Source organism: Enterobacter sp. UNJFSC 003 (assembly GCF_036903355.1).
In the GTDB taxonomy this organism is placed as follows: domain Bacteria; phylum Pseudomonadota; class Gammaproteobacteria; order Enterobacterales; family Enterobacteriaceae; genus Enterobacter.
In genome coordinates this window covers 20,924-36,200 of record NZ_JBAKHK010000003.1, presented here as the reverse complement: position 1 = coordinate 36,200, position 15,277 = coordinate 20,924, and the positions used below count along the sequence as shown (strand labels likewise).

At 51.9% G+C, this 15,277-nt stretch carries 18 protein-coding genes; 6 read left to right on the top strand and 12 right to left on the bottom strand.

Annotation, left to right across the window (positions count from 1 at the left end; translation table 11 throughout):
- Positions 1-117 precede the first annotated feature (117 nt).
- Positions 118-207, bottom strand: coding sequence for a small membrane protein YldA (gene yldA / locus V5P19_RS10315; RefSeq protein ID WP_334402836.1), 90 nt, complete (start codon positions 205-207; stop codon positions 118-120).
- 139 nt (positions 208-346) lie between these two features.
- Entirely contained in the window at positions 347-757 is a 411-nt protein-coding gene (gene rnk, locus V5P19_RS10310) for a nucleoside diphosphate kinase regulator (protein WP_334402834.1), read from the bottom strand.
- 255 nt (positions 758-1,012) lie between these two features.
- On the opposite strand from rnk, the gene V5P19_RS10305 reads away from it, so the two are divergent.
- A complete protein-coding gene (locus V5P19_RS10305; protein WP_334402832.1) occupies positions 1,013-1,843 on the top strand; it encodes an alpha/beta hydrolase in 831 nt (276 codons plus the stop codon).
- Between the two features lie 89 nt (positions 1,844-1,932).
- Positions 1,933-2,556: a flavin reductase family protein gene (locus V5P19_RS10300; RefSeq protein WP_334402830.1), complete on the top strand. Its 624-nt coding sequence runs from the start codon at positions 1,933-1,935 to the stop codon at positions 2,554-2,556.
- Here the strand turns inward: V5P19_RS10300 and rna are convergent.
- Both rna and dcuC read right to left on the bottom strand, forming a co-directional pair.
- Positions 2,550-3,359, bottom strand: a complete 810-nt coding sequence (gene rna, locus V5P19_RS10295; RefSeq protein WP_334402828.1) for a ribonuclease I — start codon at positions 3,357-3,359, stop codon at positions 2,550-2,552. The genes V5P19_RS10300 and rna overlap by 7 nt on opposite strands.
- 94 nt (positions 3,360-3,453) lie before the next feature.
- The gene (gene dcuC, locus V5P19_RS10290) at positions 3,454-4,821 is read right to left on the bottom strand and encodes an anaerobic C4-dicarboxylate transporter DcuC (RefSeq protein WP_334402826.1); all 1,368 of its coding nucleotides are present in this window, start codon (positions 4,819-4,821) and stop codon (positions 3,454-3,456) included.
- Between the two features lie 458 nt (positions 4,822-5,279).
- Between dcuC and pagP the strand changes: the two genes are divergently transcribed.
- Together pagP and cspE are read left to right on the top strand one after the other, a co-directional pair.
- On the top strand, positions 5,280-5,897 hold the full coding sequence (gene pagP / locus V5P19_RS10285; RefSeq protein ID WP_334402824.1) for a lipid IV(A) palmitoyltransferase PagP: 618 nt from the start codon (positions 5,280-5,282) through the stop codon (positions 5,895-5,897).
- A gap of 189 nt (positions 5,898-6,086) precedes the next feature.
- The gene (gene cspE / locus V5P19_RS10280) at positions 6,087-6,296 is read left to right on the top strand and encodes a transcription antiterminator/RNA stability regulator CspE (protein WP_000034825.1); all 210 of its coding nucleotides are present in this window, start codon (positions 6,087-6,089) and stop codon (positions 6,294-6,296) included.
- Positions 6,297-6,514: 218 nt separating this feature from the next.
- On the opposite strand, the gene crcB is transcribed toward cspE, so the two are convergent.
- A complete protein-coding gene (gene crcB / locus V5P19_RS10275; protein ID WP_334402822.1) occupies positions 6,515-6,898 on the bottom strand; it encodes a fluoride efflux transporter CrcB in 384 nt (127 codons plus the stop codon).
- A 67-nt stretch (positions 6,899-6,965) separates the two neighbouring features.
- Between crcB and V5P19_RS10270 the strand changes: the two genes are divergently transcribed.
- Positions 6,966-7,754 (top strand): deaminated glutathione amidase, encoded by a 789-nt coding sequence (locus V5P19_RS10270; RefSeq protein ID WP_334402820.1) that lies wholly within the window; start codon positions 6,966-6,968, stop codon positions 7,752-7,754.
- Between the two features lie 126 nt (positions 7,755-7,880).
- The gene (tatE, locus tag V5P19_RS10265; protein ID WP_014069320.1) at positions 7,881-8,084 is read left to right on the top strand and encodes a twin-arginine translocase subunit TatE; all 204 of its coding nucleotides are present in this window, start codon (positions 7,881-7,883) and stop codon (positions 8,082-8,084) included.
- A gap of 84 nt (positions 8,085-8,168) precedes the next feature.
- On the opposite strand, the gene lipA is transcribed toward tatE, so the two are convergent.
- The 7 genes from lipA to mrdB all read right to left on the bottom strand — a co-directional run bounded on the left by lipA (position 8,169) and on the right by mrdB (position 15,277).
- Complete coding sequence (gene lipA, locus V5P19_RS10260; RefSeq protein WP_334402817.1) at positions 8,169-9,134, bottom strand: lipoyl synthase; 966 nt, start codon at positions 9,132-9,134, stop codon at positions 8,169-8,171.
- Positions 9,135-9,341: 207 nt separating this feature from the next.
- On the bottom strand, positions 9,342-10,295 hold the full coding sequence (locus V5P19_RS10255) for a YbeF family transcriptional regulator (protein ID WP_334402815.1): 954 nt from the start codon (positions 10,293-10,295) through the stop codon (positions 9,342-9,344).
- Positions 10,296-10,586: 291 nt separating this feature from the next.
- A complete protein-coding gene (gene lipB / locus V5P19_RS10250) occupies positions 10,587-11,228 on the bottom strand; it encodes a lipoyl(octanoyl) transferase LipB (protein ID WP_334402813.1) in 642 nt (213 codons plus the stop codon).
- A gap of 93 nt (positions 11,229-11,321) precedes the next feature.
- Positions 11,322-11,585, bottom strand: coding sequence for a DUF493 family protein YbeD (gene ybeD, locus V5P19_RS10245; RefSeq protein ID WP_006177135.1), 264 nt, complete (start codon positions 11,583-11,585; stop codon positions 11,322-11,324).
- Between the two features lie 106 nt (positions 11,586-11,691).
- Positions 11,692-12,903 (bottom strand): D-alanyl-D-alanine carboxypeptidase DacA, encoded by a 1,212-nt coding sequence (gene dacA / locus V5P19_RS10240; protein WP_334402810.1) that lies wholly within the window; start codon positions 12,901-12,903, stop codon positions 11,692-11,694.
- Positions 12,904-13,041: 138 nt separating this feature from the next.
- Positions 13,042-14,148, bottom strand: a complete 1,107-nt coding sequence (gene rlpA, locus V5P19_RS10235; RefSeq protein WP_334402809.1) for an endolytic peptidoglycan transglycosylase RlpA — start codon at positions 14,146-14,148, stop codon at positions 13,042-13,044.
- A gap of 16 nt (positions 14,149-14,164) precedes the next feature.
- Complete coding sequence (gene mrdB / locus V5P19_RS10230) at positions 14,165-15,277, bottom strand: peptidoglycan glycosyltransferase MrdB (protein WP_334402807.1); 1,113 nt, start codon at positions 15,275-15,277, stop codon at positions 14,165-14,167.

The window sequence follows — 15,277 nt, the reverse complement described above, 5'->3', positions numbered from 1 at the left end:
CCTTGTTTATAAACGCTGAAATCATTCAACCACAAAATAATATCGGTTTTTGGTATCTGTACGGCACTTTTCATGCCGTGACGTTTTTTTACGTTTGAATCAGGGGGGAGAAACAGGTTACCAGTGACGTTCAAGGTACAGCACGGCCATGACGATAATCGCCAAAAAAATGAGATAAACCAGTGTAATAGACACGATTTCACTCATGACCGTCCCCGCGGCACTAAAACAGATTAAGCGTGGATTAAGGGGGTTTTGCGCGATATAGGACATTTGGGTGAATTTGCGGAAAGAGGATGCTGATGCATCCTCTGTGCAAAGCGAAGGGGCGCTTTTTCAGATGGGATTAACGCAGGTAATCACCAGCAGCTTCTGGCTGATAGAGCAGCTCAAGCACTTCAAGATGGGTTGATGTGCCACCCGGTAACGCCCAGTTAATGGTATCACCCGTGCGCAGCCCAAGCAGCGCTGCACCCACAGGCGCCAGCACGGAAAGCTGCGCGCTGCTGTCCGTCATCTGTGACGGGTACACCAGCGTGCGGATCAGTTCTTCCCCGGTGGACAGGTTACGGAATCTCACCTGGCTGTTCATGGTGACGACGTCATGCGGCATGGTCTCAGGCGAACACATTTGTGCCCGGTCGAGTTCCTCATTCAGCGCGTCTGCCACCGGCAGGGAGGCAAATTCTGCTTTCTCCAGAAGTCGGTCAATACGTTCTGCGTCAAGTTCATTGATGATGATTGTGGGTCTGGACATTTATTACTCCATGTCGTTAATGCTGCGTGGAACGCAGAAACCAATCCAAAAGAAAACCCTCGCCGTCTGGCAGCGAGGGTTTAACTCTCCTGATGATACTCACTGTGCACGCAAGTTTGAAGTGATGAAGGTCACATTCATCTGTCATATGAATTTTTGGCGAAAAACGTGATCCCTGGCAAATTTGCATTATCCTTTTTAAGCGCCCTTTGCGGGCGACTATCCGCATTCAGTGTTCCTTCATCAGGAGATCTCATGAGCGATTACGACAAACTTACCTTGAAAGACGGCAGTTATTTGAATTTTAAGGACTGGGGCAGCGGGCAGCCCATCGTGTTCAGCCACGGCTGGCCGCTGACGGCAGACGCCTTTGAAGACCAAATGTTGTTTCTGGGGTCAAAAGGATTTCGCGTAATTGCGCATGACCGACGCGGACATGGTCGTTCGGCACAGCCGTGGGACGGCCATAATATGGATCAATACGCCGACGATCTGGCCGAATTGACGGCGCATCTTAATCTGAAAGATGCCGTCCACGTGGGCCACTCGACCGGCGGCGGCGAAGTGGCGCGCTATATTGGTCGCCACGGCACGCAGCGCGTGGCCAAAGCCGCGCTGATTGGTGCGGTCACGCCGATTATGATCAAAACCGATTTCAACCCGAACGGGGTGCCGAAAGAGGTGTTTGATGGTATTCGGGAAGGCGTGGTTAACGATCGCGCGGCCTTCTTCTATGAATTGAGCGCGGCATTTTATGGCTATAACCGTCCCGGGGCGAAGGAGTCCAAAGCGGTGCGGGAAAGCTTTGTTGAGCAAGGGCTTCAGGGCTCGATTAAAGCCCTGTACGACTGCGTTAAAGCCTTCTCCGAAACCGACCTGCGCGAAGATTTGAAGAAGATGACCATTCCGACGCTGGTGATCCACGGCGATGCTGATCAAATCGTCCCGATCGACACCTGCGGTCGCGTGGCGGCGGAAATCCTACCGAACGCTGAGCTGAAGGTGTATGCCGGCGGTTCGCACGGCATCTGCACCACCCATAAGCACCAGATAAATGACGATTTGCTGAAATTTATTCAGTCTTAATTTCTGGCGGATTGCGCTACGCTGAGCGTCCTGAAACAGGGTGTTGAGCGAAGCGTAATTCGTGTCGGCCCCACCAATGCGAGAACAATATGTATTTCTACCAACCTTCTCAGGGGCACGGCCTGCCGCATGACCCGCTGAACGCCATTGTGGGTCCACGCCCGATTGGATGGATCTCCTCATGCGATAATGCCGGGCAGCTGAACCTCGCACCCTATAGCTTCTTTAACTGCTTTAACTACCGCCCCCCAATCATTGGCTTTTCCAGCAATGGTTGGAAGGACAGCGTGCGCAATATTACCGAAACCGGCGAGTTTGTCTGGAATCTGGCCACGCGCGACCTGGCCGAAGCAATGAATGAAACCTCCGTCACGCTTCCCCATGGGGAAGACGAGTTCACCTTTGCTGGCTTGACGCCGATTGCGAGCCAGCTGATAAAGGCGCCGCGCGTGGCAGAAAGTCCGGTGAACTTCGAATGTCGCCTGTCGCAGTGCATTCAGCTAACGGGTGCTGACGGCACGCCGGTAGATACCTGGCTGGTTCTGGGGGAAGTGGTCGGTATCCATATCGCCGAAACGCTGCTGGAAGAGGGCATTTACCAGACCGCGAAGGCGCAACCGATCCTGCGTGCGGGTGGCCCAACGGCGTACTATGCCATCAGCGATACGCATCGCTTTGACCTGGTACGCCCGGATGCCCGCAGGGGTCAGTAACCGGCCTTATCGATAATAAACTGTTTGCCACAGTTGCCCGGGTGCGGCTGTGGCGCAAACGACGCCGCCGAGAGCGGGGCGTTGATGGTCTCGGCGTTGAGTGAGATTTGTATCTCGGTGAGATAGGCCGGATTACCGTTGCAGGTGAGCTTAAACGCTTTGATGTTCTGTTTGCCCCAGCTTTTAGCCACCGCGCTATCAAAATCTCTGCGGCTTACGGTCTTACCGTAATTATCCGCAAGGAATTTCCCCACCGCGCTGTTTTTAACCTCCTGATTCATTCGTACCATCGTGCCGAAGTACGCATCAGGGTCAAAACCAAAGCAGACGCCGTGTTTGGCATATTCGTAGCGCTCCAGGCAGGAATTACCGCCTGCACCGGGCATGACGTTGTTCAGTTTTGCGGCACCCGAGAGTGATAGCCCTGTTTCGGCAGCGGAACATTTCCGGCTCGCTTTCACTTCCGGCATGTTGGGGAGCGGACGCGTGGCGCAGCCAAAGCGCATCCAGCGGCGTTCATCCACGCCACGCGCGGCGATAGACTTCGGCAGGCCAGGCCAGAGTCCGTGAACGGTCAGGTAATCCGTTTTGGTCTCGCTCTCTTTTTGCAGACGACACTCTTCAGGTGCATTACGGTTCCGCTCCACCATGCTCTGGCAAAACCCTGTTTGCCAGGAAAGTGCCAGGACGTAGCGGTCGAAATCGCCATACTGCGTTGCCTTGAGGGGATCTGCCTGTGCGGAGAATACACAGAGTGCAAGCGCCATTGCGCCAGAGGGGATGACGATATCCTTCCTGAACATTTGATTTCCTGATCGATTGAATGCGATTTATTTCTGAAAGTTATTAAAGCACAAAAAGCGCCCGCAGGCGCTTTTTGGCTATCAGGAATTTAGCTTAGGCAGCGCCGGGGACCAGCACTTCCGTGGCGATAATGACGATGATAAGACCCACCAGAACCGGTACGGAGGTGCGTTTGACCACTTCGAAAGGCGATATTTTTGCCATCCCGGCCACCGCCACCACGACACCGGAAACCGGGGAAATGGTGCGGCCGAGGTTGGATGCCTGCAGCATCGGAATAGAGAGATAGGCCGGATTAATACCGGAGGAGTGGGCCAGTTTTGGGATCATTTCAACGAACGCGTAGAACGGGGCGTTACCGGAGCCGGTTGTCATCGCCGCCAGCATGGTCAGAACCACCAGAACAAGCATCAGGATAATGCTGGCAGAGCCGAATGAGGTTGCGATTGAGATGAGGCTCTGGATAAAGCCGATGGTGCTCAGCCCCTGGGCGAATACGCCTGCGGCTACCAGCAGCATGACGACCCCAGCGAAGGCATCTGCCATGCCACGGTAAGCAACCTCAAGGCCCGAAAAGACCTTCTGCGTGTTGAAACCGCGCACAAATTCCAGCAGCGCGGCAAGCAGCATACAGATAACCAGGATGGTGATGATGTGCAGCTGTGGGCCCCATTTACCGTCAAAGATCAGTACGCCAATAATCGGCGTGAACGGCAGAATAGAATAGAACGATGGCGCGGTGGTGGTGATTTCACTCACGTCCATCATCTCGTGACTGATGTTCTCTTTTTTATCCAGATAGCGCTGCCAGAAGAAATGCGCGATCCCCATCCCGACAATGGCCACGATGGAAATGGGCAGCGTGGTTTTAAAGGCGAAGTCGATGAGCGACATTTCCGCCGCTTTTGCCGCCAGCACCACGTCACCGGAGGTTGGAGAAAGAATAATCGCTGCGGGTGAGGCACAGATTGCCGCCGCCGCACCGCGGCTGATGCCGACGTTCACCATCACCGGGAACAGGGTGGCCATTAACAGCACGCCAAGGCCCGTTGCAGACGACACGGCCAGCGACATCAGACACGCAAGGAAATAGGCTGCAACCATAAGCAGATAAGGGGAATTAATATACTGCAGCGGTTTCGATGCCAGCTTAACGACCATATCGTTGGCGCCGATGTGGGTCATGTAGGCCGCAAAACCGCACAGCATCATGATCATCATACCGAGGTCGCCGCCACGGCTCATGAGCAGAATTTTAATATATTCAACAATATCGGTAGCGGTATAGCCGGTACTGGTCTCGCTGGCCGGTAAGACCTGGTGTCCCATTAGGGCACTGATGATGAGCAGCGTCAGACCACCGACAAATAACACACCCGTGGCTGAATACCCTTTAATGATGTAGCGTGCTACACCTACAATGACGACGACTCCGATAAGGAGTTCGATAAACGTAAGCATGCTTTCCCCTGTATCCATGCTGCCCAAGAGCACAAAAAATCAATAAAAAAAGAAGGTTGAGAATGTGCCCAATTAATGGCCAGTTCTTGCTGATTAAAATCAATAAATAGACGACTAAAACGGATGTTGACGATATTTTTGCCATCGCTATGGCATTTACGCACGGTCAGTATTGACTGGCTAAAATCAGTATATGTTATTTGGATGGTGGGTAACTGTTAATTTTATGTTTAATTTCATGCATTCATAATATCCTTGAGCGGACCGCCGCTGCGCGCGGCAGGAACTGAGCTCTGACCAGACTCTGAAAGGCCTCCGGCCTGTGTGGGCATCCGCTTTAACCTGTCCTGGGTCCGCTTATTCGGACATACAGAGCTGGCTGCTTCAGAATATTCCCAGAAAGTGACTGATTAATTAGGAAAAACGCTGATGCTGTTAAGCATTGATTCAAGTATTTTATGGTAAATTTCGCCTTGAATACTAAGAATGGTAATTGCATTGTGATTGTACGTAATAACTTAATCCTGATTTTATTGTTTATTTTTGGGCAGTTGACGTTTTCATCCGCTGCACTGGCAGAAGACAACGCGGCGAATAAAGGCTGGTTCTCAACGTTTACGGATAACGTCGCGCAAACCTGGAAAGAGCCTGAGCATTATGACCTCTATATTCCAGCAATAACATGGCATGCACGTTTTGCCTATGACAAAGAAAAAACCGATCGCTACAACGAGCGCCCATGGGGGGCTGGTTTCGGTCAATCCCGTTGGGATGACAAAGGCAACTGGCACGGCCTGTATCTGATGGCTTTTAAGGACTCTTACAATAAGTGGGAGCCTATTGGCGGGTACGGATGGGAGAAGACCTGGCGTCCTTTAGCGGATGATAACTTCCGTCTGGGGCTGGGCTATACCGCAGGCTTTACGGCGCGCGATAACTGGAAGTACATACCGGTACCGGTTCTGCTGCCGCTGGCCTCCATTGGCTACGGCCCTGCAACGTTCCAGATGACGTATATACCGGGGACGTATAACAACGGAAACGTTTACTTTGCCTGGATGCGTTTTCAGTTTTAACTGAAAAGGCGGTTTTTGTTGGCGATTAAATGTCCAGGTGTCGGATAGGAAAGGATAAAAATCCACCAATAAAAATTAACGCGACTTTTGTCACTTTTTATCAAAGATCCGCTGGACAAAAGGTCCCACAATTGTTGTACTGATACCGACACAGCATTTGTGTCGTTTTTTAATGTAAAGGTAATTTTGATGTCTAAGATTAAAGGTAACGTTAAGTGGTTTAATGAGTCCAAAGGATTCGGTTTCATTACTCCTGAAGATGGCAGCAAAGATGTGTTCGTACACTTCTCTGCAATCCAGACTAATGGTTTCAAAACCCTGGCTGAAGGTCAGCGCGTTGAGTTTGAAATCACTAACGGTGCCAAAGGCCCTTCTGCTGCTAACGTAATCGCTCTGTAATTCAGACACGTCAGCAAGAATTTCAAAACCCGCTCATTGAGCGGGTTTTTTTCGTTTGAATCAACCCAGCAGATACATTTTCAGGAAGCTGGCGACGATCAGTACGCTCAACAATACCATTCCTGCACTCATCATACTTTCTTTCATTTTGTCACCCTCGTTCAGTATTACCGCCAGAGTGACAGAGAAAAATTAAGCCAACATTAACGCACCAACAATCACTGCGCGCTGGCAGAAGAAAAGAGCCAAAATGCGATCCCGGTCATCGCAAAAGAGCCGAGCATGTTAACCGCAACGTTTGTGAGCGCCCAGCCGATGCGGCCTTCCTGAATCAGGAAAACGACTTCAGCCGAGAAGGTTGAGAAAGTGGTCAATCCGCCACAGAATCCTGTGGTAATTAATACCTTCCACATGGGGTCGATATGCGTCATGCGATTAAACCAGGCGAGCCCCATACCAATAATAAATGCTCCAATCAGGTTTGCTGCCAGCGTCCCCATAGGAATCGCCTGATGCAGCGGATTAAACCGCATGCTTAAGAACCATCGCGCAACGCTACCCGTTCCCCCACCAATAAAAACGGCTAAAAGTAGTTGTAACACGCTAAATACCTGCTATTTGATGTGTAAGAGTGTCGAGTTTAACGCTGAATATGACGAGGGGACAAATATGTATGTTGCTGTAGGACAGTTCGCGGTGACGCCAGACTGGCGCCAGAACGCGAGTCAGTGCGTCGCTATGATGGCGCAGGCACTGCGTCAAGGCGCATCGCTGTTGGTCCTTCCGGAGGCTCTCCTGGCTCGCGATGATAACGATCCCGATCTGTCGGTGAAATCAGCTCAGCCGTTGGACGGCACGTTTCTCCAGCAGCTGCTGGTGGAGAGTGCAGGCAATCAAATGACTACCGTGTTGACGCTGCATGTCCCCTCAACGTCCGGTCGGGCGGTGAACACGTTGGTCGCGCTTCGGGGGGGCACTATTATCGCGAGTTATGCCAAGCTGCACCTGTACGACGCATTCAGTATTCAGGAGTCGCGACGAGTTGATCCTGGGGATCGTATTCCGCCTTTGATTGATATTGATGGCCTAAAGATAGGCCTGATGACCTGCTACGATCTTCGTTTCCCTGAGCTGGCGTTGAGCCTTGCGCTGCAGGGCGCTGATGTCTTGGTTCTACCTGCCGCGTGGGTCAAGGGGCCATTGAAAGAGCATCACTGGGCAACGCTGTTGGCGGCTCGCGCGCTGGATACTACCTGTTATCTGGTTGCTGCTGGGGAGTGCGGTAATAAGAATATCGGGCAGAGTAGGGTGGTTGATCCGCTGGGCGTCACGATTGCAGCTGCGGCGGAAGCACCGGTTTTGCTGATGGCGGAGATAATTTCAGACAGGATTGCGCTGGCGCGTCAGCAATTACCTGTTCTTCGCAATCGTCGGTTTGCGCCACCGCAATTATTGTGACGTTTTTTTCAACAACGCTTGATTCACCTTGTTACAGATTGCTATTGTGTGCACGCGTCAAATGACCGTTAATACAATCAGGTTTTTGGCGCTGAATGCAGCCTGTTTTATGTAAAGAAGGTATCTATGGGTGAGATTAGTATTACCAAACTGCTGGTGGTTGCCGCACTGGTCGTCCTGTTGTTTGGTACCAAGAAGTTACGCACGCTGGGTGGTGACCTGGGTGCAGCCATCAAAGGCTTTAAGAAAGCCATGAACGACGATGATGCGGCTGCGAAGAAAAGTGCCGAGGACGATGTCCCGGCGGAGAAGCTTTCTCACAAAGAGTAACGGCAATGCCTGAGGGCTTGCGAAAAAAAACCGGCTTAAGAGGCCGGTTTTTTTTTGCATAACTGTAAGGGAATATTGCAGTGATTATTTCACTTCTTCGCCTTTAGCCTGCATATCAGCATGGTAAGACGAGCGAACAAACGGACCACAGGCTGCATGGGTAAAGCCCATTGCCATTGCTTCGGCTTTCATCTCATCAAACTCATCCGGGCTAACGTAGCGCTGTACCGGCAGGTGGTGGCGGCTTGGCTGCAAGTATTGGCCCAGCGTCAGCATGGTGACGCCGTGGCGACGCAGATCGCGCATCACTTCAACTATTTCGGCATTGGTTTCACCGAGACCAACCATAAGACCTGACTTGGTAGGAATATGCGGATGGGCTTCTTTAAAGCGCTCCAGCAGCTTCAGCGACCAGTTATAGTCAGCACCCGGACGGACCTGGCGGTAAATACGCGGCACGTTCTCCAGGTTGTGGTTAAACACGTCTGGCGGGGTCGCGGTCAGGATATCCAGTGCGCGATCCATACGCCCGCGGAAGTCTGGAACCAGCGTCTCAATCTTGATGCTTGGGCTTTTTTCGCGAATGGCCGTAATGCAGTCAGCAAAATGCTGAGCACCGCCATCACGCAGGTCGTCACGGTCAACGGAGGTAATCACCACATAACGCAGCGCCATGTCAGCAATAGTCTGCGCCAGTTTTTGCGGCTCGTTAGCATCAGGCGCAACCGGGCGGCCATGAGCAACGTCACAGAACGGACAACGGCGGGTACAGATTGCACCCAGAATCATAAACGTTGCGGTGCCGTGGTTGAAACATTCAGCAAGGTTCGGGCAAGACGCTTCTTCACAAACGGAGTGAAGGCCATTCTTACGCATCGCCGCTTTGATCCCCTGGATACGCGAAGAATCTGCCGGAAGTTTGATTTTCATCCATTCCGGTTTTCTTAACAGCGCTTCGCGCTCTGTAGCCACGTTTTTAACCGGGATAAGGGCCATTTTATCGGCATCGCGGTATTTAACACCGCGTTCCATCACAATGGGTTTACTCATAGCGTGCGTGTTCCAGTTGCGAATATCGAAGGAAAGCGTTTCATTTCAAGGGAATGTTGTATTTATCAACTATTTTTGAACGAACGACAGGCAGTATATCATTGAAACGGTCGATAAAGCAGCCTACCGGGTCGCCAATTTGTAAAATAGTTGTTGGTTTGTGCTTTTTGTCTCGTATGCGTCAGGCGGTCATGCTGTCAAAGGGGCTCAGAAGGCCTGGCGAATGACGTTGATGACGTTTTCCAGGACCGGGTCGCGCAAGCTGAGCTTGTTGTAATGCAGTGAAATTTCAATGGATTCTGCATTCAGTTGGTCGAGAGGAATACTCTCCAGCGGCCAGCATTTGCGCAGCAGATTATACAGGCGTGAAGGCATGATACACAGCATATCGCTGCTGCCGATCAGGGATGCAGTCGTAAACATATTGTAACTGCTAAAGCTAATTTGACGTTCCGGGAAGATCTCCTCAATACGCTGTCGCAGTGCGTGTTGAGACTGCCCTTCGGTAATGAACGATGAGTGGTCGTAATTACGCAAATTTTCGATGGTTAAGGGTTCGCTGAGCGCCGGGTGATGTTGCCGGCAAACTAAAACCAGACTATCGGCAAACAGAAGGTTTTGTCCCAGCGCTCTGGCGCTGAAGTTGCCGCTGTCGATAATCAGGTCGGTTTGAAACTGGGAGAGCTGAACGTCAGCCTCGTTGAGAGGGACATTACGTAGCAAGAGATGCGGGGCATGTTGCTTCACGGCTGCAAAGATCGCGGGCATTACCAGTACACCAACAGAGGGGGTGCAGCCGATAGTGATGGTTCTCTGTTTATCGTAACTTCCGGTTAAATCCAGCGCACCCAGAATCGACTCCAGCCCCTGGCTGATGTACTCGTGGAGATGCGTCGCGTAGGCCGTAGGTGTAACTCCCTGGCCTTTACGAATAAATAACGGGTCGGGAAATATAGCGCGCAATTTTTGAATTGACTGGCTTATTGCTGAAGGCGTGAGATTAAGAATTTTCGCAGCGTTAACGATACCCTTATGGACATATACCGCCTCAAAAATAGTCAGCAAATTGAGGTCAATATTACGTAAAGTCCGAAAAATTTGTGGCTTGTCTTCGCCAGTGGGTTCATTCAGGCGTTTGGCTGGTAAATTATTAGACTCCACGCGTTCACTCCGTATTCATTCACAATATGAATGATAGTTGAATTTATTTATTATGCTTGTAGAGATTCGTAAACTGTTGGTTGTGTTTTAGTTGTTTATCAAAAACAAACAGTTGTGTGATTATCACGCACGTTACACAGGACCCGCAGGCAGCAATGGCGATAGGGTAAATAATATGTAACTATTATATTCGGGCGCTTCGAAAATATAGAATCTAGGGATTGTTGTAAAGCGTAAAAGCGTTAAATGAGGAGTGGCTCGTCAAATAATCGAGCCATGATGTAGGATGTATTAAGCAGGGATATATTCGTGAGGAGGATTGTTAAGCAGTGCTAAAAAGCTGTTTAAAAGTACAGGTCGAATATTATCAGGCGTAGCGGTTTTAACCCACTGCCGCATTTGCGTCATTTCCATTCCGGCATAGCCGCAAGGGTTGATGCGCTGGAAGGGCGTCAGATCCATATTAATATTCAATGCCAGCCCATGGAAAGAGCAGCCTCTGCGGATGCGCAACCCTAAAGAGCAAATCTTCATCTCGCCAACATAAACGCCCGGCGCATCGGCACGTGGATGTGCGTCAATCCCGTATTCCGCCAGCGTGTTCACGACCGTTTGTTCCAGTAGGGTAACCAATTCACGCACGCCCAGCTTCCTGCGTTTCAGATTAAGCATTACGTACATAACCTGCTGGCCCGGACCGTGGTACGTCACTTGTCCACCGCGGTCACTCTGAATAACCGGAATATCGCCCGTCATTAACAGATGCTCGGTTTTTCCCGCCTGTCCTTGCGTAAAAACTGGCAGATGTTCTACAAGCCAGATTTCATCCGGTGTAGTGTCATCGCGTGAGTCGGTGAAGTCGTGCATTGCCTGAGAGACAGGCTCGTAAGGTTGCAGCCCGAGGTGACGGACAAGAATTTTATCCTGGAACAAAACAACGTCTCCGAAGACGAGGGACAAAAGGTGAGGGCATTATATCACAGCGAGAAACGGGGTTACCCGGGAAACCGGGTAACCGCAGGGGGACTACAGTACCATACGAACAATTTCGATATTGCCGAGCTCTTCGTACAGCGTTTCAACCTGCTCGATGTGAGTCGCAGTGATGGTAATAGAAACCGAGTGGTAGTTGCCCTTGCTGCTTGGTTTTACTGACGGAGAGTAGTCACCCGGCGCATGGCGCTGTACCACTTCAACCACCTGATCAACCAGCTCAGGTTTCGCCAGACCCATTACTTTGTAAGTAAATGAGGTAGGGAATTCAAGCAGTTCGTTAAGTTTGGTTTTCATGTCAGCTCCGGCGTAACGTCAAAAAATAATAACTCCCACGTCAGGTGGGAGTTATCAGGATACTTAGTATATGGGGATCAAAATCACACTTTCAAGTGTTCAATTTTTAGCCAAACCAGTGATGGAACATCAATTTAATGTAATCAATGATTTTGCCGAAGAAATTGCCTTCAGGGATTTCTTCCAGCACCACGAGCGGACGCTGATCGATAGTTTTGCCATCCAGTTGGAAGTTGATGGTGCCTACGACCTGATTTTTCTGCAGCGGAGCGTGCAGTTCGGTGGTATTCAACACATAGCTGGCTTTAAGGTCTTTCATGCGTCCACGTGGAATGGTCAGGTACAGATCTTTATCCACGCCCAGGGATGCGCGATCGTTGTCCCCAAACCAGACCGGCTCAGATGCAAACTCTTTACCTGCTTTCAGTGGGTTCACGGTCTCGAAGAAACGGAAGCCCCAGGTCAGCAGTTTTTTGCTCTCTGTTTCACGGCCTTTAAACGTGCGGCCACCCATCACGGCAGAGATCAGACGCATCTGGCCTTCGGTGGCAGAGGCCACCAGGTTATAACCTGCTTTATCGGTATGGCCGGTCTTGATACCGTCAACGTTGAGGCTGTTATCCCACAGCAGGCCGTTGCGGTTGGTCTGGCGGATACCGTTGAAGGTAAATTCTTTTTCTTTGTAGATAGTGTATTCGTTTGGCACATCACGGATGAGTGCCTGGCCAATCAGCGCCATATCACGTGCGGAGCTGTACTGACCGTCAGCGTCCAGGCCATGCACGGTCTGGAAATGGCTGTTTTTCAGACCCAGTGCAGTCACGTAGCTGTTCATCAGGCCAACGAATGCGTCCTGGCTGCCCGCAGCGAAATCGGCCATAGCAACACAGGCGTCGTTACCTGACTGCAGGTTGATACCACGGATCAGCTGAGAGACAGGAACCTGCATGCCTGGCTTCAGGAACATCAGGGAGGAACCTTTAAATACCGGGTTTCCGGTTGCCCAGGCATCGTTACCGATAGTTACCAGGTCGGTTTCTTTGAATTTGCCTGCTTTCATGGCCTGGCCGATAACGTAGCTGGTCATCATTTTGGTCAGGCTGGCCGGGTCACGACGGGCGTCGGCATTCTGTTCTGCGAGAACTTTGCCAGAGTTGTAATCGATCAGGATGTAGGACTCCGCATCGATTTGCGGAACGCCAGGGATCATGGTCTTAATATTCAGGTCATCGGCGTGCGCTGCAGAGAAAGCCGCTGCGCAAAGGGCCGTGGTCAGCGCGATACGCTGCACAAAACGAGCAGAAAAAGTGGTCTTCATAGTCAGAACTACGACATCCGTGATGGAATTAAAAAAGTGCCTTACTATAGCAAATGCTATACAGGCAGGCATCCGACTTTCGGTATGAGTTTGTGAATGTTAGTTACACAAACCGACAATTCGGATACCGCCGATTAATTACTTTGCAACAGCGATAAAAGACTGCAGCTGGGCTTCATTTTGCAAACGCTGCTGCAGGGAGGCTGCCTCCGGTTTACTGGCAAATGGTCCCATTTGAATACGCCAGACCGCGCCATTCTGCTCAACGCGTCCTGGTACACCAAACTGCTGGCTTAAACGCTGCTGATACTGCTGCGCGCGAGCCCGATCGCTCACTGCGCCTACCTGAACCACAAAACCACCGCTGGATACCGCTGGCACAGCAGCTGCTGGGCTTTGCGTTGGGGCCGGTGCCGTTACGGGCGCAGGTTGCTCGACAGGGACTGTGACAGGTGGCGGCGTAGGTTCGCTACCTTCCAGCACGCCCGGGGATAAGGTCGTCGGTGCGCCGAGTAAGCCGCTGCTCTTTACCGGCGCCCCCATGGTGTCATCGCTTTGCAACGTGTCGTTACTAATGGCGTGAACTTCGCCGCCAGGCTGCGCAGGCTGGGCCGGAGAAGAGACGCTCCCCATTCCACCGTCGAGATTTGGGCGGTCGGGAAGGGCATAGGTCTGTTTCGCCACTGTCGTACAAGCCGTACCCGGCCCTGAGAGTGAGCCATCCTGCGCAACGATAATTGGATCGATACGCACTTTGGTGTTGTTTGAGGTGTTCAGGCGGTCCGCGGCGGCACGAGACAGCGAAATGACGCGGTCGTTACCGTAGGGACCACGGTCGTTAATGCGTACCACGATCATACGGCCGTTCGCCAGGTTTGTGATGCGGGCGTAGCTCGGGATGGGCAGCGTGGGATGCGCCGCAGTGATCTGCAGCGGATCAAAGGCTTCACCCGACGCCGTCAGGTTGCTTCCGGGCTCAGCATCATAAATGGCGGCAAAGCCAGCCTGGCTGAAACGGGAAGGATCCTGAACGATTTTGAAGCTTTTGCCATCGCGCTCATAATCCTGATTTGCGGTCGCATTCAGCGGTTCATAAACGGGATCGGCTCCGCTGATTTCTACGATCGGGCCATTACAAACCGCAGGCTGCGGCGGCGCAACGGTTGCCTGTTGCTGTCCATCATCACTTGTACAGGCCGCAAGTAAACTTGCTGCGATGCAGATCCCCAGCCACTGCTTACGCATTCCGAACCCCTTATTTTTATACGCTTTTTGACAACATTTTTCTGTGGGTATGGATCGACATTACGATACCAAACCCGGCCATCAACACGATCAGTGCCGAGCCTCCGTAACTCACCAGCGGCAGCGGTACGCCAACAACCGGCAGAATACCACTCACCATACCAATATTTACGAAGACATAAACGAATAAAATCAGCATCAGCCCGCCCGCCATGACGCGGCCAAAGGTCGTTTGGGCACGTGCGGCAATCCACAGTCCCCGCATGATCAGCAGCACGTAAAGCGCCAACAGGATCAAGATGCCAACCAGTCCCAGCTCTTCCGCCAGCACCGCAAAGATAAAGTCGGTGTGGCGCTCTGGTAAGAATTCTAGCTGCGACTGTGTGCCGTGCAGCCAGCCTTTACCTCGCAACCCCCCGGAACCAATCGCAATCTTAGACTGAATAATATGGTAGCCCGCGCCGAGCGGATCGGATTCCGGATCAAGCAGCATCATTACGCGCTGGCGCTGGTAATCATGCATCAGGAAGAACCAGAGAATAGGGATGAACGCGGCCACCAGCAGCACGGCGATACCAATCAGACGCCAGCTCAGCCCCGACAGGAACAGCACGAACAGGCCGGAAAGTGCGATAAGAATCGAGGTGCCGAGGTCAGGCTGCGCCGCAACCAGCAGTGTGGGCAGGAAGATCAGCACCAGTGCGATAGCGGTGTTTTTAAGTGAAGGTGGGCAGACGTCGCGGTTGATAAAGCGCGCCACCATCAGCGGAACGGCAATCTTGGCGATTTCCGAGGGCTGGAAGCGAACAATCCCCAGATCGAGCCAGCGCTGCGCCCCCTTAGAAATGGCCCCGAAGGCGTCAACGGCCACCAGCAAGATAATACAGAATATGTAGAGGTAGGGTGCCCAGCCTTCGTAAACGCGCGGTGGGATCTGGGCCATGACGACCATGATAACCAGCCCCATCGCGATCTGGCCGATCTTACGTTCCATCATGCCGATGTCCTGGCCGCTAGCACTCCAGATAACCAGGGCGCTATAGACCAGCAGCGCCAAAAGGATCAGCAGCATGGCTGGGTCGATGTGGATTTTGTCCCACAGCGATTTTTTATTTGGATTATCCGTCAT